This window comes from Methanococcoides sp. DA23 (assembly GCF_057593895.1).
In genome coordinates this window covers 1768040-1790433 of sequence record NZ_CM172520.1, presented here as the reverse complement: position 1 = coordinate 1790433, position 22394 = coordinate 1768040, and the positions used below count along the sequence as shown (strand labels likewise).

The 22394-nt window shown below is 44.7% G+C and carries 35 protein-coding genes, 1 tRNA gene and 1 other RNA gene; 34 read left to right on the top strand and 3 right to left on the bottom strand.

Annotated features, from left to right (window positions below):
• Positions 1 to 9: 9 nt before the first annotated feature.
• Positions 10 to 363, bottom strand: an RNA gene (gene rnpB, locus AC20MK_RS08800) — RNase P RNA component.
• 165 nt (positions 364 to 528) lie between these two features.
• On the opposite strand from rnpB, the gene AC20MK_RS08795 reads away from it, so the two are divergent.
• The 4 genes from AC20MK_RS08795 (at position 529) to AC20MK_RS08780 (ending at position 2677) form a co-directional block, all read left to right on the top strand.
• Positions 529 to 1119, top strand: a complete 591-nt coding sequence (locus AC20MK_RS08795; RefSeq protein WP_487355465.1) for a PEF-CTERM sorting domain-containing protein — start codon at positions 529 to 531, stop codon at positions 1117 to 1119.
• 209 nt (positions 1120 to 1328) lie between these two features.
• Positions 1329 to 1580, top strand: a complete 252-nt coding sequence (locus AC20MK_RS08790; RefSeq protein ID WP_487355464.1) for a hypothetical protein — start codon at positions 1329 to 1331, stop codon at positions 1578 to 1580.
• Between the two features lie 91 nt (positions 1581 to 1671).
• Positions 1672 to 2199 carry an Hsp20/alpha crystallin family protein gene (locus AC20MK_RS08785; protein ID WP_487355463.1) on the top strand — a complete coding sequence of 176 codons (528 nt, stop codon included), beginning with the start codon at positions 1672 to 1674 and terminating at the stop codon, positions 2197 to 2199.
• A gap of 109 nt (positions 2200 to 2308) precedes the next feature.
• The gene (locus tag AC20MK_RS08780) at positions 2309 to 2677 is read left to right on the top strand and encodes a response regulator transcription factor (RefSeq protein ID WP_487355462.1); all 369 of its coding nucleotides are present in this window, start codon (positions 2309 to 2311) and stop codon (positions 2675 to 2677) included.
• Positions 2678 to 2700: 23 nt separating this feature from the next.
• Here AC20MK_RS08780 and AC20MK_RS08775 read toward each other — a convergent pair whose 3' ends face one another.
• A complete protein-coding gene (locus AC20MK_RS08775) occupies positions 2701 to 3714 on the bottom strand; it encodes a methyltransferase domain-containing protein (RefSeq protein ID WP_487355461.1) in 1014 nt (337 codons plus the stop codon).
• 676 nt (positions 3715 to 4390) lie between these two features.
• Between AC20MK_RS08775 and rpl3p the strand changes: the two genes are divergently transcribed.
• The 30 genes from rpl3p to AC20MK_RS08625 all read left to right on the top strand — a co-directional run bounded on the left by rpl3p (position 4391) and on the right by AC20MK_RS08625 (position 21792).
• Positions 4391 to 5404 carry a 50S ribosomal protein L3 gene (gene rpl3p, locus AC20MK_RS08770; RefSeq protein ID WP_487355460.1) on the top strand — a complete coding sequence of 338 codons (1014 nt, stop codon included), beginning with the start codon at positions 4391 to 4393 and terminating at the stop codon, positions 5402 to 5404.
• A gap of 5 nt (positions 5405 to 5409) precedes the next feature.
• Entirely contained in the window at positions 5410 to 6171 is a 762-nt protein-coding gene (rpl4p, locus tag AC20MK_RS08765) for a 50S ribosomal protein L4 (RefSeq protein ID WP_487355459.1), read from the top strand.
• On the top strand, positions 6168 to 6416 hold the full coding sequence (locus AC20MK_RS08760; RefSeq protein ID WP_487355458.1) for a 50S ribosomal protein L23: 249 nt from the start codon (positions 6168 to 6170) through the stop codon (positions 6414 to 6416). The genes rpl4p and AC20MK_RS08760 overlap by 4 nt, the downstream gene beginning before the upstream one ends.
• An 11-nt stretch (positions 6417 to 6427) precedes the next feature.
• A complete protein-coding gene (locus tag AC20MK_RS08755; protein ID WP_487355457.1) occupies positions 6428 to 7141 on the top strand; it encodes a 50S ribosomal protein L2 in 714 nt (237 codons plus the stop codon).
• A 16-nt stretch (positions 7142 to 7157) separates the two neighbouring features.
• Complete coding sequence (locus tag AC20MK_RS08750) at positions 7158 to 7571, top strand: 30S ribosomal protein S19 (RefSeq protein WP_487355456.1); 414 nt, start codon at positions 7158 to 7160, stop codon at positions 7569 to 7571.
• Between the two features lie 10 nt (positions 7572 to 7581).
• A complete protein-coding gene (locus tag AC20MK_RS08745) occupies positions 7582 to 8037 on the top strand; it encodes a 50S ribosomal protein L22 (RefSeq protein ID WP_487355455.1) in 456 nt (151 codons plus the stop codon).
• 1 nt (position 8038) lies between these two features.
• Positions 8039 to 8953 carry a 30S ribosomal protein S3 gene (locus tag AC20MK_RS08740; RefSeq protein ID WP_487355454.1) on the top strand — a complete coding sequence of 305 codons (915 nt, stop codon included), beginning with the start codon at positions 8039 to 8041 and terminating at the stop codon, positions 8951 to 8953.
• Positions 8954 to 8955: 2 nt separating this feature from the next.
• Positions 8956 to 9159, top strand: a complete 204-nt coding sequence (gene rpmC / locus AC20MK_RS08735; protein WP_250867209.1) for a 50S ribosomal protein L29 — start codon at positions 8956 to 8958, stop codon at positions 9157 to 9159.
• Position 9160: 1 nt separating this feature from the next.
• Positions 9161 to 9466 (top strand): ribonuclease P protein component 1, encoded by a 306-nt coding sequence (gene rnp1 / locus AC20MK_RS08730; RefSeq protein ID WP_487355453.1) that lies wholly within the window; start codon positions 9161 to 9163, stop codon positions 9464 to 9466.
• Positions 9467 to 9471: 5 nt separating this feature from the next.
• On the top strand, positions 9472 to 9801 hold the full coding sequence (locus AC20MK_RS08725; RefSeq protein ID WP_487355452.1) for a 30S ribosomal protein S17: 330 nt from the start codon (positions 9472 to 9474) through the stop codon (positions 9799 to 9801).
• Entirely contained in the window at positions 9798 to 10196 is a 399-nt protein-coding gene (locus AC20MK_RS08720; RefSeq protein WP_487355451.1) for a 50S ribosomal protein L14, read from the top strand. Before AC20MK_RS08725 ends, AC20MK_RS08720 begins: the two co-directional genes overlap by 4 nt.
• Positions 10197 to 10206: 10 nt before the next feature.
• Complete coding sequence (rplX, locus tag AC20MK_RS08715) at positions 10207 to 10560, top strand: 50S ribosomal protein L24 (protein WP_172368497.1); 354 nt, start codon at positions 10207 to 10209, stop codon at positions 10558 to 10560.
• Between the two features lie 4 nt (positions 10561 to 10564).
• Entirely contained in the window at positions 10565 to 11275 is a 711-nt protein-coding gene (locus tag AC20MK_RS08710; protein WP_487355450.1) for a 30S ribosomal protein S4e, read from the top strand.
• A gap of 4 nt (positions 11276 to 11279) precedes the next feature.
• Positions 11280 to 11777 (top strand): 50S ribosomal protein L5, encoded by a 498-nt coding sequence (locus AC20MK_RS08705; protein WP_487355449.1) that lies wholly within the window; start codon positions 11280 to 11282, stop codon positions 11775 to 11777.
• A complete protein-coding gene (locus tag AC20MK_RS08700) occupies positions 11777 to 11929 on the top strand; it encodes a 30S ribosomal protein S14 (protein ID WP_487357090.1) in 153 nt (50 codons plus the stop codon). Before AC20MK_RS08705 ends, AC20MK_RS08700 begins: the two co-directional genes overlap by 1 nt.
• 11 nt (positions 11930 to 11940) lie before the next feature.
• Positions 11941 to 12333: a 30S ribosomal protein S8 gene (locus tag AC20MK_RS08695; RefSeq protein WP_487355448.1), complete on the top strand. Its 393-nt coding sequence runs from the start codon at positions 11941 to 11943 to the stop codon at positions 12331 to 12333.
• 18 nt (positions 12334 to 12351) lie between these two features.
• Positions 12352 to 12885 (top strand): 50S ribosomal protein L6, encoded by a 534-nt coding sequence (rpl6p, locus tag AC20MK_RS08690; protein WP_487355447.1) that lies wholly within the window; start codon positions 12352 to 12354, stop codon positions 12883 to 12885.
• A gap of 23 nt (positions 12886 to 12908) precedes the next feature.
• Entirely contained in the window at positions 12909 to 13355 is a 447-nt protein-coding gene (locus tag AC20MK_RS08685; RefSeq protein ID WP_487355446.1) for a 50S ribosomal protein L32e, read from the top strand.
• Position 13356: 1 nt separating this feature from the next.
• Complete coding sequence (locus AC20MK_RS08680; protein ID WP_487355445.1) at positions 13357 to 13803, top strand: 50S ribosomal protein L19e; 447 nt, start codon at positions 13357 to 13359, stop codon at positions 13801 to 13803.
• Positions 13804 to 13862: 59 nt separating this feature from the next.
• Entirely contained in the window at positions 13863 to 14384 is a 522-nt protein-coding gene (locus AC20MK_RS08675) for a 50S ribosomal protein L18 (RefSeq protein ID WP_487355444.1), read from the top strand.
• A 12-nt stretch (positions 14385 to 14396) separates the two neighbouring features.
• On the top strand, positions 14397 to 15032 hold the full coding sequence (locus AC20MK_RS08670; RefSeq protein ID WP_011498209.1) for a 30S ribosomal protein S5: 636 nt from the start codon (positions 14397 to 14399) through the stop codon (positions 15030 to 15032).
• A 2-nt stretch (positions 15033 to 15034) separates the two neighbouring features.
• Positions 15035 to 15496 carry a 50S ribosomal protein L30 gene (locus AC20MK_RS08665; protein ID WP_487355443.1) on the top strand — a complete coding sequence of 154 codons (462 nt, stop codon included), beginning with the start codon at positions 15035 to 15037 and terminating at the stop codon, positions 15494 to 15496.
• 4 nt (positions 15497 to 15500) lie between these two features.
• Positions 15501 to 15944, top strand: a complete 444-nt coding sequence (locus AC20MK_RS08660; protein WP_250867198.1) for an uL15m family ribosomal protein — start codon at positions 15501 to 15503, stop codon at positions 15942 to 15944.
• Between the two features lie 106 nt (positions 15945 to 16050).
• Positions 16051 to 17529 (top strand): preprotein translocase subunit SecY, encoded by a 1479-nt coding sequence (gene secY, locus AC20MK_RS08655; protein WP_487355442.1) that lies wholly within the window; start codon positions 16051 to 16053, stop codon positions 17527 to 17529.
• 21 nt (positions 17530 to 17550) lie between these two features.
• Entirely contained in the window at positions 17551 to 18198 is a 648-nt protein-coding gene (locus AC20MK_RS08650; protein WP_487355441.1) for an adenylate kinase, read from the top strand.
• 20 nt (positions 18199 to 18218) lie between these two features.
• On the top strand, positions 18219 to 18839 hold the full coding sequence (locus tag AC20MK_RS08645) for a DUF106 domain-containing protein (RefSeq protein ID WP_487355440.1): 621 nt from the start codon (positions 18219 to 18221) through the stop codon (positions 18837 to 18839).
• Positions 18840 to 18841: 2 nt separating this feature from the next.
• Positions 18842 to 19369 (top strand): (d)CMP kinase, encoded by a 528-nt coding sequence (cmk, locus tag AC20MK_RS08640; protein ID WP_487355439.1) that lies wholly within the window; start codon positions 18842 to 18844, stop codon positions 19367 to 19369.
• A gap of 22 nt (positions 19370 to 19391) precedes the next feature.
• Entirely contained in the window at positions 19392 to 20387 is a 996-nt protein-coding gene (locus AC20MK_RS08635; protein WP_487355438.1) for an RNA-guided pseudouridylation complex pseudouridine synthase subunit Cbf5, read from the top strand.
• 29 nt (positions 20388 to 20416) lie between these two features.
• A tRNA-Ser gene (locus AC20MK_RS08630) sits at positions 20417 to 20499 on the top strand.
• A 111-nt stretch (positions 20500 to 20610) separates the two neighbouring features.
• Positions 20611 to 21792 carry an ammonia-forming cytochrome c nitrite reductase subunit c552 gene (locus AC20MK_RS08625; protein ID WP_487355437.1) on the top strand — a complete coding sequence of 394 codons (1182 nt, stop codon included), beginning with the start codon at positions 20611 to 20613 and terminating at the stop codon, positions 21790 to 21792.
• A gap of 50 nt (positions 21793 to 21842) precedes the next feature.
• On the opposite strand, the gene AC20MK_RS08620 is transcribed toward AC20MK_RS08625, so the two are convergent.
• Positions 21843 to 22367 (bottom strand): DJ-1/PfpI family protein, encoded by a 525-nt coding sequence (locus AC20MK_RS08620; RefSeq protein ID WP_487355436.1) that lies wholly within the window; start codon positions 22365 to 22367, stop codon positions 21843 to 21845.
• Positions 22368 to 22394 lie beyond the last annotated feature (27 nt).

The window sequence follows — 22394 nt, the reverse complement described above, 5'->3', positions numbered from 1 at the left end:
GTTGGTTGTGAGTGAGGAGAGTAAGCTCCCTTCTGTTGATGCAAAGCTTCCCGCCAGCAGGGCTGACTCGGGAATGGTCCTTGCGGACACTTGCATTGACGATATTCGGCTACGCGTTAATAAATTCGGGGCAGTCCAGAAACCTGCTTGATCCCTACTCCAACTTGCATCCACGAGGTTTCGCCGTTCCACCCACGTTCCATACGACCTCAACCTTTCGGTATCATAGCATTGGTATGGTGTGGTATCGTTTCTGTGCCAGAGCCCGGGTTCTCACCCGACACCCTTCACAGGTGTTCGTGTATCTGGATGATGGGGAGACTTTCCTCAGGTCAAAGACCCGGCGATCGTCCTTCCTCTCTCGGTTTTATCACTGGATGGGTTGTATATATAGTTAGCGACATCTTCAATAACTCCTCATTATAAATATTATTATAACTGTATTATTATTTACGATATGTTTATCTACTATTATTAAGAAAATACTTATTATATATTAATGTTGCATAAATGATGTGGGTGGTGGAAATGATCAAAAAATATCTATTACTTAGTGGGCTTTTTGTCATCCTGATCTCGATGGTCAGTGTGGCAAGTGCAAGTGAAATCTATAATGTGACAAATCCAAAAGACACGCTTTCATGTGGCGATGTGGATCTCGGGGTGGTCGTTGACGGTAATAATGTAACTGTGGAAGTTATATATCTATCACCGACATACCTTTCAGACGATACTACCATCAAGACATTTGGTCTGAGCACTGTAGGGCTCACTGAAGCTAATGTAACGGGCATTACTGGTGCAACTCAACAACTGACTGGTGTTGACAGCTTTTCTTCTGAATTTGGTGATTTTAATACGACTGTTGGTTTTGTTACCAGTGAAAAGGTCCTTGGTCCTATTACAATAACATTCGATGCTCCTGTGGTGGTTGTGCCGAACACTCCTCAAAACCTTAATACAGCTGTGCATCTTATTGGTCTTAATGAAGGTCTGAGTGTCAAAGTTGCAGATGGTGTGTGTGGAAATGCTGCAGAAATTCCCGAATTCCCCACAATCGCAATTCCAATCGCAGCAATTCTTGGACTAGCATTTATTTTCATGCGACGTAAAGAATAAGTTTGGGGGTGAACTAGCATCTTTAACAGGTGTTAATTTATATCTCTGTTTATATTTAATTTATATCAATTGTCTTTTTTGTCAAGCGGCAAAAGTATAAATGCTATCAATAACATACTTTTCGTTGTAAAGGTTTGTTTGAATATTGTAATTATTGTTTCTTTCTGTGTGGTGCAGGTTGATCCATATAATATTCAGTTGGTGGTAATATGGCTGATAAGATCATTCTTGATCACTATAAGGAAATGATGGAAAAAACGAAGCAACTACATTTGGAATTGCTGGAACTATCCTCAAAAATGGGTTGTATTGTTGATCGATTCGATACTGAGTTACCGGATAATTCAGTTGATGATCCTCTAGTTTTAGTAGGGTCCGGGGATATGCCTGATGGCCAGTCTTCCAAACCGGATTCATCTATACCTCATCTAAAGAACGTATTGGATACTGATCACTCATAATTGCTTTAGTTTGCAATTTGTGATCGGAATGCATGTATATTATTTGATTGGGACCTGTGGTATCATTTATAATAATATGGAGATGGCCAATATGGATGAAAAGAAAAGACGTCGTTTTTTCGATGAATTCTTTGAAAATGAGTCATTTGAAGATGTTACTGACATGATCGAAAATATCCTGGATGCTATCGAGGCCGATCTGGGAGATCTTTCGGGAAATCCAAAGGTATATGGTTTTTCTATAACGCATCGCTCTGGTGAAGATCCAGTTGTGCGGGAGTTAGGGTCTGTCCCAAATGATGGTCTGGATGATCTTCCTGAGGGCTCATGTCTGGGTATCTCTGAATCGGAACCTCTGGTGGACATTATTGAAACCGATGATGGCGTCCATTTTATGGCAGAGCTTACTTGTGTGGAAAAAGAGGATATCAAGCTGAGTGCAAAAGAAATGACCTTGCACATTTCTGCATCTCGTGGCGATTGGTCATACGTCAGGATGTTTGACTTGTCGGTACCTGTGTATCCGGAGTCTGCAAAAGCGACTTTCAATAATGGTGTGCTTGAGGTTATCTTTAAACGCCGTCTTCTTGATGGTGCATATAATATTGATATTGACTGATATCTCAATTGACAACTGTCAAAAAATGCATCATCTTTATGTATTTTCTTATCTCAGTTGTAACTATAAATTATCTTAAATAAGATTAGGTGGGAGGAGTTCTGGCACTTTGAATAAGAAAATATTAGTCGTCGACGATGAGACAGATACTATCTTTCTTGTAAGATCTATCCTTGAACCGGAAGGTTTTGAGGTCTTCGGGGCAGGTGGGGGTGAAGAGTGTTTGAAAATGCTCGGATCTGTGAACCCGGATGCGATACTGCTGGATATTATGATGCCCGATATGGATGGTTGGGAAACGTTCCACAAGATCCGATCGGATGACCTTGACGTTCCCATCTGTATTATCTCTGCTAGATCGCAGAATTTTGACCGGATGCTTGGTCTGAATGTTCTGAATGCGACTGACTATGTCAATAAACCCTTTGATACCGAAGACCTTATCAGGCGTGTCAAAGCAATTTTCGGAATGAGTTGATCATTTTTCTTTTTTACTTCGTTTTATTGGCTGCGATCGTTGCTTGATATTCTTGGTTTGCAGATGATCGCTTTCCCATCTTTGGCAAAAAGGTGTACTGTTCTGTTTCCGGTCAGTCCATTTTCAACTTCTCTTCGAATGTCCCAATATTTCTCAGGCTCTATCCCAGCTCTTAGAATTACGGTCCCTACACTATCTTTTTTCAAGATGTCGTTGATAATTTTTGCATCCATCTCGGTTACATACTTGATTTCATAACTATTCTTGGCAAGTGGGTGATCTAAGGGCTCTTCGGATGTAAGGAGGCTTCTCTTCTGATCGATCTCGAACAGCTGGACCCGCGTTGTGTTATTTTCGTTTAGATCATTTGCCAATTCGGGAAGTAGTTCTGCTTTAATGACGGATGGTTCCGGCTCACATGCATATGCTTGTATCTTGTTCGTTATTGAAAGTTCGGACCTTTTGTGATCAGAATCTATCCTTGCTTCTGCCGGGAGTGCAATTGCAGATCTGTCGCATGTCTTTATGTCGCCAAAGTACAGGTTCAGGCGGTTCAGCTGTCCGTCCAATGATAGGTATTCTTTTTCACAATCGAACTGAATTCTTTCAGGTGTCAGCTGGGGTGGTGCCTCGAATGCGAAATTGTTTGTAACTTTGGAATATGCTTCCAATACTTTGGGTATTCCGGGTTGAAGGCTCGAGAGTCTTCTTTCATCTTCTGATGGTGGCCTTGCAGGATCGGAAAAAAGCACGTCCAGTTTTGGTATCTGGTCGATAACGTCTTCTGATAGCGCATCCCCGCAAATGAATTCTACATTATCGAGGCCATAACGTTCGCAATTTCTCTCTGCATATTCTATCTTTTTAGGATCGATCTCTATTGCATAGACCTTTTCACATTCCTTTGCAAAGAATATCGTCTGTCCTCCGATACCACAACTGATGTCTGCGATGGTGTTGCATTTGAGTCGTTTTGCCCTGTACTTTGCAACTATTTCCGGTGTGGCAAAACGGATGCCATCATTATCAGCTTTCATCCTTTTATCAAATATTTTTTTTCGTGACACAATTATCAGTCTGGAAAATAGCTCAATCAATTTAAAGTAATCTCATGTTATCCTGGAAATAATCCGATATCTTTATTTAGCTGTCTTTGTTCTATGGTGTATATTAGCGCTATTATTAGTGTACTATACTGCAAATTGCACTTGTTTGTAAAATTCCCTGCTGAGTTGTGTTCAATATACTGTTTTTTTGGGGGAATGTGTGCAACACATTTATATACTGAATATTACATTTAGACATCCTAAGTTAGGATTGATTGTGTAATTTGGCATTGCTATTATTACATCATTGAAGATCATAACGTAGGAATAAGCAAGTGTGAAAAGTCGGGTTTGACAGTAAGTGTTCATGGGCCTCTTCTCGGAATGCCCTTCTTTGTGCGCAAATGCGCATTAAGGAATGCTAACTGGCTAAATCTTCTAGAGATGATTGAGGACGGACGGACCGGTTATTTATCAGGTCAGTCCAGTGTGTTAGTTATCTTGCTTCCTGCGTGACTGTATGTGTTCGATCTGTCAATAGCTCTATTTGAGCTGGGCAGGGATATCAGTACATCACGTGAGATTATACTTTTCTAATTGTCTTGTCCTACATCATGAATAAATGAAACATTGTTTCAAAAACAATTGAAATAGGAGGAGAATATAAATGGCAAAAGGACACAGACCAAGGCGCGGTTCACTTGCATACAGTCCACGCAAGCGATCACAGAGTCACATACCAAGGTTTAGATCATGGCCAGAGTCAGACGCTGAACCAAAGCTTCAGGGCTTTGCAGGTTATAAGGTAGGCATGACCCATGTCATCATGATCGACGATGTTAAACACAGTCTTACAGAGGGTACTGAAATATCCGTTCCTGTTACTGTCATCGAGACTCCAGCTATCCGTGTTGCAGCAATTCGTGCATATGGCAAAGACACCAACGGTGAGATCGCTATTGCAGAAGCATGGACAGACGTTCTTGACAAGGATCTTGGCCGCAGGCTCAAGACCGCAAAGAACCCTGACGTGAATGCATCACTTGAGAAGCTCGAGGGACTTGTTGAAAGCGGACGTGCAAAGGATATCAGGCTCATCACATACACTTTACCATCCACTCTTACAGGTGTACCTAAAAAGGTACCTGATGTGATGGAAACCGGTGTAAGTGGTTCTGATGTAAAAGCAAAGTTCGAGTATGCTAAAACAGTTCTGGGTACAATGGTAGAGATCTCTGATGTATTTGACAACGGCAAGATCGTCGATGTTGCAGCGATCACTACAGGTCATGGTACACAGGGTCCTGTTAAGAGATGGGGCATCAACCTCATGAAGAACAAACACTCCCGTCAGGGAAGTTTGAGACAGGTAGGTACACTCGGTCCATGGACTCCTGCACACGTGAGCTGGAGAGTTCCACAGGCAGGTCAGATGGGCTATCACCAGAGAACCGATTACAACAAGAGGATCTTGAAAATGTCCTCCGATGTTGATGAGGTCAATCCCGCTGGTGGGTTTGTTAACTACGGTCTTGTTCGTGGAAACTACATCCTTATCAAAGGAAGCGTTCCAGGTCCATCCAAAAGGTTGATCAGACTCAGGGAGCCAACAAGGTCAAAGGTATCCAGCATTGGCGAGCCTCAGATCATGCACGTTAGCACTCAAACACTGCAGGGGTGATGTGAATGACAACAGCAAATATTATCGATTTATCCGGAAATTCTAAAGGCGAGATCGCATTGCCAGAAGTTTTCAGTGAGATCTTCAGACCTGACCTTATCAAGAAGGCGGTCCTCTCTGCTCAGGCAAACAGACTTCAGCCATACGGTACCTCGCTCTATGCAGGTATGAAGACGTCAGCACACTCCTGGGGATCAGGAAGAGGCGTTGCACAGGTTCCAAGGATCTCAAATGGTAGTCGTGTCGCAAGGATTCCACAGGCAGTGGGAGGTAGGCGTGCACACCCACCAAAGACAGAGACCGACCGTACAGAGAAGATCAACAAGAAGGAAAAGCGTCTTGCAGTCAGATCTGCAATTGCAGCAACCATCGATGCTGACCTTGTAAAGGCCCGTGGCCACAAGTTCACTGCAGAGGTTCCTTTCGTTGCAGATGATGCTATCGAAGGTCTTGTAAAGATCAAAGAGGTCATCAGCTTCCTTCAGGCAGCAGGTCTTTATGATGATATTATCCGCGCTAAAGAGGGTAAACACATCAGAGCAGGTAAAGGTAAGCGCAGGGGACGTAAGTACAAGAACCGAAAGAGTGTCTTGATCGTCACAGGCGAAGAAAGCTCACTCAGCAAGGCAGCAAACAACCTTCCAGGTGTTGATGTTGCAACAGTATCTGCACTTAACGCAGAGCTTCTTGCACCAGGTACCCATGCAGGCAGACTAACCGTCTGGACCCAATCTGCAATAACCAACATGGAGGGTATGTTCTTATGAATGCTATTAGGTATCCATTCATTACTGAAAAAGCAATGATGCTCATGGACCAAAATAAGCTTCAGTTCGTTGTTGACACACGTGCTAACAAGACTCAGGTGGAAAACGATGTTGTTAAGATGTATGGCTTCACTGTGAAGTCCGTCTGCACCATGACCACAATGAAAGGCTTGAAAAAGGCACTGGTAACATTCAATGAGCCGGATGCTGCACATGAGATCGCAACTAGGATCGGATTGGTGTGAGGTGAAAGTCCATGACTAAACGAATTATATCCCAGAACAGAGGTCGTGGAAGTCCAACATACAGGGCTCCATCCCATAAGTATAAAGCTGAACTCAAACACCCACGCGTGGATGAGAAAAGCACTCTCAATGGTACAGTTATCGGTATCGAACATGATCCTGCAAGGTCAGCTCCGATCGCAAAGGTCGCTTTTGAGAACGGAGAGAAGCAGTTTATAGTTGTTCCTGAGGGAATAGCTGTTGGCGAGAATATCTCATGTGGTGTTTCCGCAGAGGTCAAGCCAGGTAACACGCTTCCTCTTGCAGAGATCCCTGAAGGTATCCCTATCTGTAACATTGAATCCAAACCAAATGATGGTGGGCAATATGCACGCTCTTCAGGTGTTTATGCAACACTTGTATCCCGTGAGGTAAGCAAAGTAGTTGTCAGGATGCCATCCGGTGTGTTGAAGTGGTTCCATCCAAACTGCAGAGCAACTATCGGTATTGTTGCTGGTGGCGGTAGGGTTGACAGGCCATTCCTTAAGGCAGGAAAGAAATACCACAAGATGAAAGCAAGGGCAGCTAAGTACCCTCGTGTGTCAGGTATTGCTATGAACGTTATCGATCACCCGTTCGGTGGAGGTAACAGAAAGCATCCAGGTAAGCCAACCACAGTCAGCAGGAATGCACCACCAGGTAGAAAGGTTGGTCATATTGCAGCACGCAGGACCGGAAAACGTTAAGTAAAGAGGTATTAACATGGCAAAAAAATCAACTTCAAGGTTACCAAAGCGAAAAGGAGAATATACCTTCCGTGGTAAAACGGTAGCACAGCTCCAGGAAATGAGCTTTGAGGATTTTGCAGAACTCTTGCCTGCACAGGAACGCCGGTCTATACGCCGGGGTCTTTCTGATTCACAGATGGGAATTCTACAACAGTTCAGAGACGGAAAGGAAAGTGTACGTACTCATTACAGGAACATGATCATCTTCCCTGAGATGATCGGTAAGGCTCTAGAGGTCTACAACGGTAAAGAGTTCGTGAAGATCGAGATCATGCCTGAAATGATCGGGCACAGATTCGGTGAATATTCACCTACTCGTAACAGGGTTTCCCATGGAAGCGCTGGTGTCGGTGCAACACGTTCCAGTAAGTTCGTACCATTGAAATAAGGTGATATGAATGGCAAGGATCAAATATACTACAGAGCTTGATGCTGAGACCAGTGCGAAAGCAATGGGTTCAGAGCTTCACATTTCACCTAAGAAATCCCGTGAACTCTGCAAGGCTATCAAGGGTATGCGCACAAAAGCAGCAAGACAATATCTTGAAGATGTTGTTATCTTAAAGCAGGCAGTACCTTTCGGAAGGCACAATGACAGCTTAGGTCACAGAAAAGGACCAATGGCAGCAGGTCGCTATCCTGTAAAGGTAGCAACTGAGATGCTTAAGTTGCTCAAGAATGCAGAAAGTAACGCAGAATATAAGGGCTTAAACCCGGACCATATGTTCATTGCACATACCGCAATGAATCGTGGACGTGTGATCCATGGTATGAGACCAAGGGCTCGCGGAAGGGCAAGTCCAGAGAACACAGAAACTGTCAATCTTGAGATGATCATAAGCGAGGTGCTCTAATATGGCTGTAGAGAAAAAGTTCGTTCAGGATGGATATGTAAAAGCATCCATGGATGAATATTTTGCAAAACAACTCAGCAGGGCTGGCTATGGTGGTATGGATATAAACCGTACTCCTATGGGTACCCAGATCACAGTATATGCTGAAAAACCAGGTATGGTTATTGGAAAGGCTGGAAAGGTAATCAGGAAGCTCACTCGTGATGTAGACCGATTATACGATCTGGACAATCCTCAGATCGATGCACAGGAGGTCAAGAGGCCGGAACTCAATGCACAGATGATGGCATCAAGACTTGCATCCTCCATCGAACGTGGATGGTACTTCAGAAAGGCCGGACACAACACCATGCGTGCTATCATGAATGCTGGTGCACTTGGCTGCGAGATCGTCATCTCTGGTAAATTGACCGGTGCAAGGTCAAGGGTAGAGAAGATGGTCAATGGTTACATCAAACATGCAGGAAAGCCTGTCGATGATATTGTCGATGATGGTTTTGCTGTCGCTGTCAAGAAACTCGGTACCCTTGGTTGTAAAGTACGTATCATTCACCCAGATGCAGTTCTTCCAGATTCCTACAGGTTGAAGAACGCCGAAGAACTTGGTTCATTGGTTTCCACTCCTGTCGAAGAGGAGAAGAGCGCAGGCATCGAGGAACTCGTTGAGGTAGAAGCTAAAGATGAAGTCGCAGAAGCTGCAGAAGCAGTGGTCGAAGAAGCAGCAAAGGCTGAGGCTGAGACCGTTGAAGAGCCAGCTGAAGAAGCGGAAGCATCCGAAGTAGAAGCTGATGTAATTACCGGTGAATCTGTTACCGAGGAAGGAGAGGAGCGCCGCGAGGTCAATGGTGTCTGGCAACACAAACATGGTGCCCATGATTACTGGCATCCAACCGGACGTATGCACAGGGAGAGCTAATTATGGCAATTCTTCGTACAAAAGAAATAAGGGACATGACCCCTCACGAACGTGAGGATGAGCTTGTAAAGATCCGCGGTGAACTTATCCGTGAACGTGCACTTGCATCAGCAGGTGGCGCTCCAGATAATCCTGGCAGGGTCGGAGAGCTTAGAAGGACAGTCGCAAAGATAAAGACGATTCAGCACGAATTGAAGGAGATCTGAATTGGAAGCATTGCCTTCTAATTTGATCTTTCACGAGCTAATCGGGCTTTATGCGGAAGTATTTGAGTCAACAAATCCCAAATTAATCAATATTTGTGGCAGAGTGATAGACGAGACGCGCAATATGCTTGTTATCGAAACGGAAGACACGCACGAAAAAATGGTTCCAAAGAACGGGACCACGTTTGTGTTCAAGCTTCCCTCATCATCTGCCGATCACGATCAACGTGTTAAAATATTCGGGACATTATTGCTCTCACAACCCGAGAATAGAGTCAAGAACATTAAGAAAATTCGCATGAGGTAATAATCATGGCAAAAGACATTGGATTGGATATACCCGAGCCAACAAAGGAATGTGATGATATTAATTGTCCGTTCCATGGCGAACTCTCCGTTAGGGGACAGATCCACGTCGGTACTGTTGTAAGCGCCAAAATGGATCGTACAGTGGTAATTCAACAGAGGCGTGAAAAACTGATAAATAAATACCAGAGATATGAGAAGAGGCAATCAAAGATCCACGCTCACAATCCACCTTGCATTGATGCAAAGGTTGGAGATGTTGTGACAATCGCGGAATGCCGCCCTCTCAGTAAAACAAAATCATACGTTATTGTCAAGGCGGAGGTGCAGGCATGAGGGGTATTCGTTCAAAGATCCCACGTGCACTGAATGCTGGCGCTAAGATAGAATGTGTTGATAATACTGGAGCACGTACTGTGGAGATCATCTCTGTAAAGAAGTACAGGGGTGTAAAGAACAGGATGCCTAAAGCAGGCATCGGCGAAATGTGTGTTGTATCTGTAAAGAAGGGTACTCCGGAAATGCGTAAGCAGATCCTTTACGCAGTCGTTGTACGCCAGAAGAAGGAATTCCGTCGTCCAGATGGCCTCAGGGTCGCATTCGAGGACAATGCTGTAGTTATCGTTGATGACAAAGGCATTCCAAAAGGAACTGACATCAAAGGTCCTGTTGCAAGAGAAGCAGCAGAAAGGTTCCCTAAGATCGGTACAACTGCATCTATGATTGTGTGAGGTGTTAAATATGGTATCAAAACAGCCAAGGAAACAGAGGAAAGCACGTTACGAGGCTCCACTTCACATGAAGCAGAAGTACATGGCGGCACCTCTGTCAAAGGACCTTCGTGGTAAGTACGGTCGCAGTGCAAATGTCATTGTAGGTGACACTGTAACTGTGATGCGTGGTGACCATGCAGGTGTTAAAGGAAAGGTCGAGGCATTATCCTTGAAGAGCGGAACAATTGTTGTAGAAGGTGTTTCTGTCAGCAAGGTGGATGGAACCGAGGTTCCAAGGCCGATCTATCCTTCAAATGTGATGATCACATCACTGGAAATGAAAGATAAAAATAGAGATTCAATATTATCAAGAGGTAGGTGAATTCGTGGCCACTCATCAAAAGAGGATATCTGTCCCAAAAAGCTGGCAGATCTCAAAGAAATCCAACAAATGGATAACATCCACAAGGCCTGGTCCTCACAACAGACTCCAGAGCATCCCATTAGCAGTCATACTCAGGGATATGCTCGGTGTTGTCGATAACCGCGCAGAAGCAAAGAGAGTACTCTCAGAAGGCAATGTACTTGTTGACGGAGTAGCAAGAAAGGACCTTAGGTTCCCTGTAGGTCTGATGGATATCATTACCATCCCATTGAACAACGTGGAATACCGCGTAATGCTCGATGGTAAGAGCAGGCTTGTGTTGAACAAGCTTGATGGAACCGGTTCTGACAAATTATGCCGCATCGAAGGCAAGACTACTATCAAAGAAGGCAAGGTTCAGATGCGCCTTAATGATGGTGTCAATATCATTGGCTCCAACGAGTACAACACCAAAGATTCAATCATCCTGTCTGTTCCAGACAAAAAGATCGTCAAACACATCAAATATGAAGTTGGCAATCTTGCAATAATTGTTGGTGGAAGCCATGCAGGTGAAGTTGGGTCTATCAAAGAGATCAACACAGTGAAAAGCTCCAAGAACAACACAGTTACTATTTCCGGTGAGACCGAATTCGAGACCATCGAAGATTATGTGTTCGTGATCGGAGAGTCCAAGCCAGAGATCTTCATAGGTGGTGAAATCGTTGAGTAATCCAATGAGAAATCCTAAGGTCGAGAAAGTAGTCGTTCACATGGGCGTTGGCGAAAGTGGTCAGCACCTTGTTGATGCAGAGGGTATCCTTGAGACAATTACCGGACAGACAGTTGTCAGGAGCTATGCAAAGAGAACCCTGCCTGCTTTCAGTATCAAAAAACACGAGCCTATCGGATGTAAGGTCACACTTCGTAGCGAAGCAGCAGAAAGTTTTCTTGAGACTTCATTGGGAATCGTTGAAAGAAAGATCAATGAATCCCAGTTCGATATCTTTGGCAATGTTTCATTTGGTATTGAAGAGCACACCGATTATCCAGGCATGAGGTACGATCCAAACATCGGTATCTTTGGAATGGATATCACTGTGGTCGTAAATCGTCCTGGTTACAGGGTGAGCAAAAGAAGGATCGCAAAACGAAAGATACCAACTTCCCACAAGATCACAAAAGAGGATACGATATCTTTCTTCAAGGATAAGTATGCTGTGGAGGTAGAATGATGACTCAGACAGTGAAGAACTTTGGAAGAGGCGCAAACGAGTGTAAAAGATGCGGCAGAAAGCAGGGTCTTGTGCGCAAGTATGGGATCTATCTTTGCAGGCATTGTTTCAGGGAAATTGCCCATGACATGGGATTTGAAAAATATACGTGAGGTGAACAGATATGGTATTATTAGATCCTCTTGCTGATGCGTTATCTATTATCAAGAACGCAGAAGCTGTTGGTAAAGATTCCTGTACGATCAGACCTGCATCAAAACTCATTGGAAATGTCCTTAAGGTCATGAATGACCGTGGATATATCGGTGATTTTGAGTTCGTAGAAGATGGTAAGGCTGGAATTTATACAGTTGAACTTATTGGACGTATTAACAAATGTGGAGCTATCAAGCCACGTTACTCCGTAGGAGTAACTGAGTTCGAGAGATGGGAGAAACAATTCCTTCCTGCTAAGAACTTTGGTGTGCTGATCCTCACAACCCCTAAGGGAGTGATCTCCCAGTACGAGGCTCGTGAGAACAATGTCGGTGGACAGTTATTATCATTTGTATACTAAGATTAAGGGTGAGATGATATGGCAAAAGAAATCAAGAAAATAATCTCGATTCCTGAAGGTGTGGCAGTGACGTTTGAGAAGAACGTCCTGTCTGCTTCAGGGCCCAAAGGTACCAATACAAGATTCTTGTGGTATCCAGGCGTGAATATTGAAGTGAACGGTTCAGAAATCACCGTTGACTCTGCTTCATCGAGGAAAAAACAGAAAGCAATGGTTGGGACATATGCCTCCCACATCACCAATATGATGAAAGGTGTTGTTGACGGGTTTGAGTATCACATGAAAGTGGTCTACTCTCACTTTCCAATGCAGATCAAGGTCGATGGAAAGCAGTTCGTCATCAACAATTTCCTTGGTGAGAAGAAGCCTAGGGTATCAAATATCCTTGGTGAAACCTCTGTAAAGGCAAGCGGCGATGAAGTTATCGTTTCCGGTATCAACAAGGAAGATGTCGGTCAGACCGCTGCTAACATTGAGCAGAAGACCAAGATCAAGCGTTTCGACCCACGTGTGTTCCAGGATGGTATATACATCGTAGACAAGAGGGTGTAAGAGAGATATTGTAGGTGATCTGAATGGAAGATACAGTTAATGAAACTAACATGAAGGAAGCAGTGTCCACCGAACTTGCACTTGATGTAGAGTCCAAGAGACTTTTCAATGTAAGAAAGGTCCAGAAGGGCAAAAAGCCTGATTTCAAAAGGGCCGATTCACACAAGTACAAGCGTCTGGATTCTAACTGGAGACGTCCAAGAGGTCTTCAGGGTAAACAGCGCAAGGGCATTAAAGCAAAAGGTGCAGTTGTGCAGGCAGGATATGGAAGTCCTAAAGCAGTGAAAGGTCTTCATCCATCTGGATACTCAGAAGTTCTTGTGAACAATCTTGCAGGAATAGAGGGTGTCGATGCTACACTTGAGGCTATCAGGATCGGAAGGACTGTTGGCGCAAAGAAGAAAGCTCTTATTGAAGCAAAGGCTGTAGAAATGGGAATCAAGATATTGAACCCAACAAGGAGTGAGTGAGATGACCGATCTCACAAACCAAAAAAGGCTTGCAGCTAAAGTTCTTGGATGTGGAGTTCACAGAGTTTGGCTGAACCCTGAAGCATCCAGCGAGATCGCTGTTGCTATCACAAGGGAAGATATCCGTGGTCTTATCGCAAGTGGAAGCATTAAAGCAGAAGCTGTGAAAGGCGTTAGCCGTGGACGAGCAAGAGCAAGGGATGCAAAACGCAGGTACGGTCACCGTAAGGGACATGGTTCCCGTAAAGGTACAAAGGGTGCACGTAATCCTCGAAAAGAACAGTGGATGAAGAAGATCCGTGCTCTCAGAAGGAGGCTCAAAGAGCTTCGAGCAGATGGCACACTCGATAAATCCGCATTCTGCAAAGCTTACCGTAAGGCAAAGGGTGGCGAGTACAAGAACTTGGCTCATATGGAAACACACCTCAATATTGCAAAGAAAGAGTAAGCCTGAGGAATGAATAATGAAAACAAATTTAAATGTTAAACTGATGTGGAGGATCTAATATGGCTACAGGACCCCGTTATAAAGTCGCATTCAGGCGACGAAGGGAAGGGCGTACAGATTATCACCAGAGACTCAGGTTGCTTTTGTCAAGAGAGGACCGTGTTGTTGTGCGTAAGAGCGCAAGGCACATGCAGATACAGCTTGTTGCACCTGATGCAAATGGGGATGTAACACTGGCATCCGCAATCTCAAAAGAGCTTGCAAAATACGGCTATGAAGGATCTACCGGTAACACTACCGCAGCATACCTCACAGGTCTCTTGTTTGGTTACAAGGCACTTGCTGAAGGTTATGAGAGTGGTGTGTTGGATATCGGTATTCAGGCATCATCCGTAGGTTCCCGTGTCTATGCAGCACTTAAAGGTGTTGTTGATTCAGGACTGGATGTTCCTCACAACTCCTCAGTGTTCCCATCCGATGAGCGCATAAGGGGAGAACATGTTGCAGAATACATGGAAGGATCAAATCTGCCTGAAGTGTTCGATGCAGTAAAGGAAAAGATCCTTGCCGAGTTCAGTTAAGGTGTGATTAATATGGCATATGAATATAATGAAGAATGGGTTCCTCAGACAAGGCTCGGAAAGCTTGTCTTCGATGGACAGGTCACATCCATGGATGAAGCTATGGATTCCGGTCTGCCTATAAGGGAATCAAAAATAGTAGATCTATTATTACCTGAACTTGAGGACGAAGTTCTCGACATTAACATGGTTCAGAGAATGACTGACTCCGGAAGGCGTGTCAAGTTCAGGGCTACTGTTATCGTTGGAAATGGAGACGGTTTCGTAGGACTTGGTCAGGCAAAGGATGTCCAGGTAGGACCTGCTATCAGAAAAGCTATTGACAATGCAAAGATCAACATCACACGTATCAAACGTGGATGCGGATCATGGGAATGTGGCTGTGGTCTTCCACACACCGTTCCTTCAGAGGTCAATGGTAAAGCAGGTAGTGTAACTGTGGTTCTCAAGCCTGCTCCTCGTGGGCTTGGTCTTGCTGCAGGAGGCACTGCAAGAAAAGTGCTTGAAAAAGCAGGCGTCAAAGATGTCTGGACACGTACTGAAGGTCAGACCAGGACAACCCTCAACTTCGCAAAGGCAACATACAATGCTTTGATGAACACCGGCACTGTAAGGCGTCCAATAGTTTTCGATGAGACGGAGGCCTGAAAATGTTCGCAGTAGTTAGAATTAGAGGCCCGGTAAATGTAAGCGGCAAGATCGAGGATACCCTCGGCATGCTCCGTTTACACAAGGTCAACCATTGCGTCTTCCTTCAGGATACCCCTAACAATAAGGGTATGATCCAGAAGGCAAAGGACTACATCGCATACGGTACTGTCGATGTTGAATCACTGACTGAGGTACTCAGCAAACGTGGAAGGTTGGAAGGCGATGTTCGTCTTACCGATGAATATGTGAAGGAAAACTCTGAGTTTGCTTCCATTGCTTCCTTTGCAGAAGCTCTTGTCAATGGTGATGCAAAGATCACCGATGTCCCACTGTTGAAACCTGTTTTCAGGCTTCATCCACCAAGGAAGGGACACGCAGGTATCAAAAGGACTGCTCAGCAGGGCGGTGTCCTTGGAAACCATGGCGATGATATCAAGGCACTTTTGAACAAGATGAGGTGATGTTATGACTAGCAGAAAATGCAACACAAAGAAGTTCAGGGGTTCTCGTACCTGTGGTGGCGGAACTACCAAGAATCGCCGAGGTGCAGGTAACCGTGGTGGACGTGGTAGATCTGGTGAAAACAAACACCACTTCACAAGGGCTCTTCAGCTCGGTTACATACGTGGAAGCGAACGTGGTTTTTCCCGCCCATTAAAGGCGATCCATGACGTTTCTGTAGTGAATGTAGGCGAACTTGATGAACTTGCAGATCAGCTCGTAGAAGATGGCTTTGCAAAGCTTGAAGCTGGAGCATATGTCATCGACCTTGCAGATCTGGAAATCGAAAAAGTTCTTGGTACCGGAAAAGTAACAAAGAATATGGTTGTTACTGCATGCAACTTCTCTGAAGTTGCAAGGGGCAAGATCGAAACTGCAGGTGGATCCTGCGTAGAATTTAAGGAGTAATGTCTTTTAAGACATTACTTTTATATTTGTTGTTTATCTTATACTGTGCTACTTAATTTGTTTTCCAGATATTCTGGATTTCAAACCTAATTAAAGGGTGTAGTTAATGAGTCTCAGGGAGAGTTTGGAACCGATTTTTAATAGATTGCCCGCCGTAGCTAGTCCGGAAGGGCATGTGCATTTTAAAAACAAGTTAATGTGGACTCTTGGAATTCTAGTGCTTTATTTCGCTCTGGCGAATATTCCACTGTTTGGTCTTTCAAGTGAATCCATTGACCTGTTTGAACAATATCGCGCTTTCTTCGCAGGAGCATCTGGTTCTTTGATGCTGCTGGGTATAGGTCCTATTGTCACAGCATCTATCGTACTTCAGCTTCTTGTTGGTGCTGACGTCATCAAACTCAATATGTCCGATCCTGCAGACCAGGCATTCTTCCAGGGTGCACAGAAATTCATGGTCTTTGTTATGATCGTTCTTGAAGCTCTGCCGCAGATCGTTGGTGGTTATATACGGCCTGATGTGGGTGTAGCATCTGCACTTGGTGTAACTCCAAGTATTGTTACAGGTATCATCTTCGTTCAGATCTGTATTGGTGGAGTCCTTATCCTCTTCATGGATGAGATCGTATCAAAATGGGGAATTGGTTCCGGTGTGGGACTTTTCATCGTGGCCGGTGTTTCCCAGCAGATCGTAACAGGTCTGTTCAATTGGGGTATTGACACTTCAGGTCTTCCAATTGGTATCCTTCCAAAGTGGATATACATCGTTCAGAACGTTGGTTTGGATTACATCGCAACCAGTGAAGGGGTAATGTTCCTGCTCATCAGAGGTGGGATACTTGCACTGATCAGTACGATAGCCATATTCCTGATAGTCGTGTTCGCGGAAAGTACTCGCATAGAGATCCCTCTTGCACACAGTGCAGTTAGAGGTGCCAGGGGCAGGTTCCCTGTGAAACTGATCTATGCTTCAGTTCTTCCTATGATCCTTGTCAGGGCGCTTCAGGCAAACCTTCAGATGATAGGTCTGCTACTGTCAGGACGTGGTATCACCATACTTGGTGAATATTCCGGTTCAAAGCCCATCAATGGTATCATGTATTATCTCTCACCGATAAACAGTCCGTATGACTGGATCCCTTCACTTGTGAGGGAGACGTTCACAGGCTATGGTGTTGCTGTGCCATCAATGTGGCAGGTCGGTTTGCATGTGCTAATTGATGCGATCTTCCTGATCGGTGGCGGTATCATATTCGCTCTGTTCTGGATCGAAACGACCGGAATGGGTGCAAAACCAACTGCTCAGAAGGTATTCAATTCAGGTATGCAGATACCAGGTTTCAGGCGTAATGTCGGAAGTATAGAGAAAGTAATGATCAGGTACATCCCGAAGGTCACTATCATTGGTGGTGCTTTCATCGGTGCACTGACGCTTCTGGCAAGTATGCTCGGTACTATAGGTGGTGCCGGTGGTACTGGATTGTTGCTTACCGTAAGTATTGTGTATCGCCTGTATGAGGATATTGCATCTGAACAGATGATGGAAATGCATCCAATGGTCAGATCGTTCTTCGGACGGGAATAATAAAAAAATGGAGATATATTGATGAATGTTGTATTGTTTGGTCCACCGGGTGCAGGAAAAGGCACCCAGGCCAAAGAACTTGCTAAGCACTATCAGATCCCTCACATATCTACCGGTGATATTCTGAGGGCCAATGTACGCGATGGTACTGAACTTGGTAAAGAAGCAAAGGGCTACATGGATAAAGGCGAACTGGTTCCTGATGAGGTACTTATTGGTATCATAAAGAACCGTCTGGCTGAATCTGATTGTAAGCCTGGCTATCTTCTCGATGGCTATCCAAGGACAACTCCTCAGGCAGATGCTTTATCTGCTATTCTTGTGGAGATCGGCATGCCTTTAGAGGTTGTGCTGAACATCGATGTTGCTGATGAGGAACTTGTCACCCGTCTTTGTGGCAGGTACGTGTGTACATGCGGTGAAAGCTATCACATGAAGTTCAACCCTCCTGAAAAGGAGAGTGTCTGTGACGCATGTGGTGCAGAGCTTTACCAGCGTGATGATGATAAGGAAGATGTTATTCGTCAGAGACTTGATTCATACAAGGAAAAGACCCAACCTCTCATTAACTATTATAAGGAGAAAGGTCTTCTTGTGGACATCGAGGGTACTGGTGCAATTGATCGGGTATTCTCGGATATCTGTAAAATCCTTGATCAGTACAAATAAACGAAAAACAGGTGTGACGCATGGCAGATTCTAATTTTAAAAAGACCGCAGAAAAGTTTGTTCTGGCGGTCGGTATTTCTTTAATGATAGGTATTGTCGTACTTGGTGAAGAAGGAAGAGAGTCCATTGGTGCTATTATGGGTGTCTTCATGGATCCTATCAGTATGATGGTCGGTGAAGGCAACTTCCACATAATGTTGTTCATTATGGCAGCTATCACTGCTCTTTACGCATCACTCATTCAGAAATATACAATTGACTGGGACCTGATGCGCAACACACAGGAGCGCATGAAGTCATTCCAGAAGGAGTTCCGTGAGGCACAGCTTTCTCAGAACACCTATATGGTGAAAAAACTGGAAGAGCAGCGTGCTGATATGATGAGTGACCAGATGGAGATGTCAAAGCAGCAGTTCAAGCCAATGGCATACATCAGTATCATCTCTCTCCCACTCTTCATGTGGGCATACCACTACATAAGTGGTCATCCGGGTGCATTCCTTGTATTTCCATTCTGGGGAGAACAGGTATTGGTCGAGACTATAATCGGTCCTATACAGTACTGGATCTTCTGGTATTTCATTACATCACTGGCTATCAGTCAGGTAGTACGTAAAGCACTTAATATCGGTGGCGTCTAAGCATGCTACTGACTATTAGTGGCTTGCCTGGCAGTGGAACCACTACTGTGGGGAAACTGCTGGCCGAGCATTACTCTGTGGATATGATATCCGCAGGTGATGTTTTCAGGGGTCTCGCAAAAGAACGTGGCGTAACTCTTGCTGAATTTGGTCGTCTCGCTGAATCCGACCCAAGCATTGATGTCGAGATCGATAAGAGGCAATCGGATATCGCGAATTCTTCGGATAATCTTATTCTCGAGGGCAGACTTGCCGGTCAAATGGCGAAAAAAGCACTTAAAATATGGATAAAAGCCCCTCTTGAAGTGCGTGTTAAGAGAATAGTTGACAGGGAAGGTTCTTCTTTCGAAGTGCGCTTGCAAGAAACTGTGGAGCGCGAAGCTTCAGAAGCTCTTCGTTACAAAGAGATCCATTCCATTGATATCAATGATCTCTCTGTCTATGACCTGGTGATCGATTCCAGCCGATGGGACCAGTTTGTGATCGCAGATATGCTTAAGAAAGCAATTGATGCTTCTGGCAGTTTTTAATTCTCAATGGAGTTTTTAGTTCATGGTTTCATCTAAACGTTTTTCCAAAGATGTGGATATAATGGTGGAAAAGTTCCACGCAACTACCAATGCAGCATACGGTTGTCCTCCCCTGGACCGGCCGATCCTTGAGTATATCAACATGGGTGTCGTGAACATCGATAAGGCGATAGGTCCGACCAGTCACGAGGTCACAGCCTGGGTACGGGATATGCTCGGTGTAAAAAGAGCAGGACATTCTGGGTCTCTTGACCCGCACGTAACAGGTCTGCTCCCTGTAATGCTTGGCAAGGCAACAAAAGCGATCTCAGCTCTGCGTCTTTCCGGAAAAGAGTACATATGTGTTATGCATTTGCATGACGACATTCCTGAAAGGAAGATCCGAAAAGCATGCAAGGAATTCACAGGTCCTATCTACCAGACACCTCCAATTATCTCTGCTGTCAAAAGACAATTGAGGATAAGGAACATCTATTACCTCGATGTCCTTGAGATCGAAGGCAGAGAAGTGCTCATGAGGGTGGGTTGTGAAGCCGGTACATATCTTCGCAAGCTCTGCCATGACATAGGGCTGGTCCTTGGATGTGGCGGCCATATGAAGCAGCTTCGCAGAACCGGGACAGGTCCGTTCAGGGAAGATACTCTTGTATCCCTGTATGATCTCAAGGATGCATGCGTGTTCTGGCAGGAAGATGGCGATGAGTCTGAACTACGCAAATTGGTACGTCCAATGGAAGAAGGTCTGTCACATCTGCCGAAGATCATCATTCGTGATACTGCTGTAGATGCTGTTTGCAGGGGCGCTTCCCTTGCAGTTCCGGGAATCGTTTCATTTAGTAAATGCATCAAGAAAGATGACATAATTGCCGTTTTCACTCTAAAAGGGGAAGCTGTGGCACTTTGCAGATCCTCTATGGGTGCAGATGAACTTGAAAATGAAAGTCACGGCATAGCCTGTGTTACCGAAAGGGTTATTATGGATGCCGCTATTTATCCAAGGTGCTGGAAGGCGAAATAAACGCCAGTCAGCACGAATCTGGCATTTTTGCCGAGGTAGTCTAGCGGTATGGCGCAAGCTTGGAAAGCTTGTGGGGCTTGACCCCTCGGGAGTTCGAATCTCCCCCTCGGCGTATAATTCTTTTTAGATATTTGATCAATTCCTTTCTATCTTTATTTGTATCATCTGTTATCTTTTCTCGAAATGTTTATATGTTTACAAAATGCATATCTCCTTGATGGGTATGTTGGGGAAAATCATAAGATCGGGTATATTAGTTACAACTGTACTATTAATCTTCACAGTTGTTGGTGTAGCGGCAGATTTTGAAGAATGTGGCGACTGCCATGAGGATACGTATGTGACCTGGAGCTCATCACCTCACGGGTCTGCATCTTGTGAGATATGTCATGCGGTATCGGCAGGTGGTTTTGATGCGCATATCTCTGCGCCGTTCACGTCCTCGCCTGGTGTAAACCTTTCTTCTGAAGTTTGCGGGGACTGCCATTCAGGTGTCTATGATGAATGGAACGAATTCGGTGAAGCTGACTTCGATATGGAAGCCATTGCAAGCCATTCAGAACCAACAGAAGTTGCTGAGCCTTATGTACTGGACAGCGGAGCATCATGTACTGCATGCAAGAGCACTGATGGTGGCATATTGAACATTGCAGACGCTGAACCTTATGCTCTGGATGAAGAAGGCGTTCATGATCTTGAAGTTGTGGAAGAATGGGCAATTTCATGTGCCGCATGTCATGACCCTCACGATACTGGCCCTCGTATAGATGATTCGATCCTTCTGTGTGGGAACTGCCATAACACCGAAGGTGCTGTTCTGGATGGTAATACACCGGTAGTAAGACATGCACAGTGGGAAATGGTGAGCACTTCCGGATATGTGGATGGTCCACATCCTACATCCATCGGTTGTGTGGATTGTCACATGGTGGAAATATCCACTGATGAAGTTGTTGAAACCGGGCACACATTCGACTTTGATGCGGCACTATTGTCGAATCCAGATTCCGGGAACAAATGTGGTAACTGCCATTCGTCTTTATCCTCCTTGATTGAGGAAAAGCAGGCACCTATTGAATCCCATATCTCCGATTTGAACTCATTGAAAGAAAAGGCAGGCAATGCACTTGAGAGCATCAATGGTACTGATGCATACGAGGAACAAAGGGCCAACTACAACAACGGCCAATTTTATCTGACAAAAATAGAGAATGATGGAAGCCTTGGGGTCCACAACCCTGAAACCGCTACAAATGACCTAGTGGCCTCAGAAGAACTGTTCAATATGGTCATAATTGCAGGCGATGGTTCCGATGAAGCCGAAAAACCAGTCCCTGGATTTAGTGCTTTCATCTCAATAGCACTTTTTGTTGCAGTGGCTTTTATTGTAAGGAAAGGGCGTTAATATCTGCCCCCACTCCTTCTATCCTTTTTTAAGTCTTTTTACTGTATTATTTACTTCAAAGCCTTTATCAAAGCCTGTCCATATTTGTTGGCAGCGTTTGGGTCCCTGCCAGTTATGATATTCCCATCGACCATGACATCCTTATCCCTGTATTTCGCATCATTGTCCTTCAGGATCTTCACAGTTTCATCGCTCTTGAAAACCGTGCTCATTTTGCCTTCCAGCAATCCCGCATTGGCAAGGACCACAGGTGAGATGCAGATAGCACCAATGATCTTCCCCTGTTCGTTTGCTTTTTTGACAATTTCCTGAAGTTCCTTATTGTCCCAAAGATACTGCTTTGCTCCTCCGCCTCCGGTTATTGATATCGCATCATAATCATCGATGTTCACATCAGAGATGCTGATGTCCGGACTGATCTTCTTTCCAAGCATACCTTTTGCCTTTTTTGTGGTGTTGCTCGCAACGGTAACCTTTGCACCACTGTCCTCGAATACCTTTTTTGGTTCTAGGAACTCTTCATCCCTGAAATTTTCCTGTGCTATTACCATGAGTATCTTCTTCTGCTCTGTCAAACTTATCACTCCTAAAAAGTTATTTCT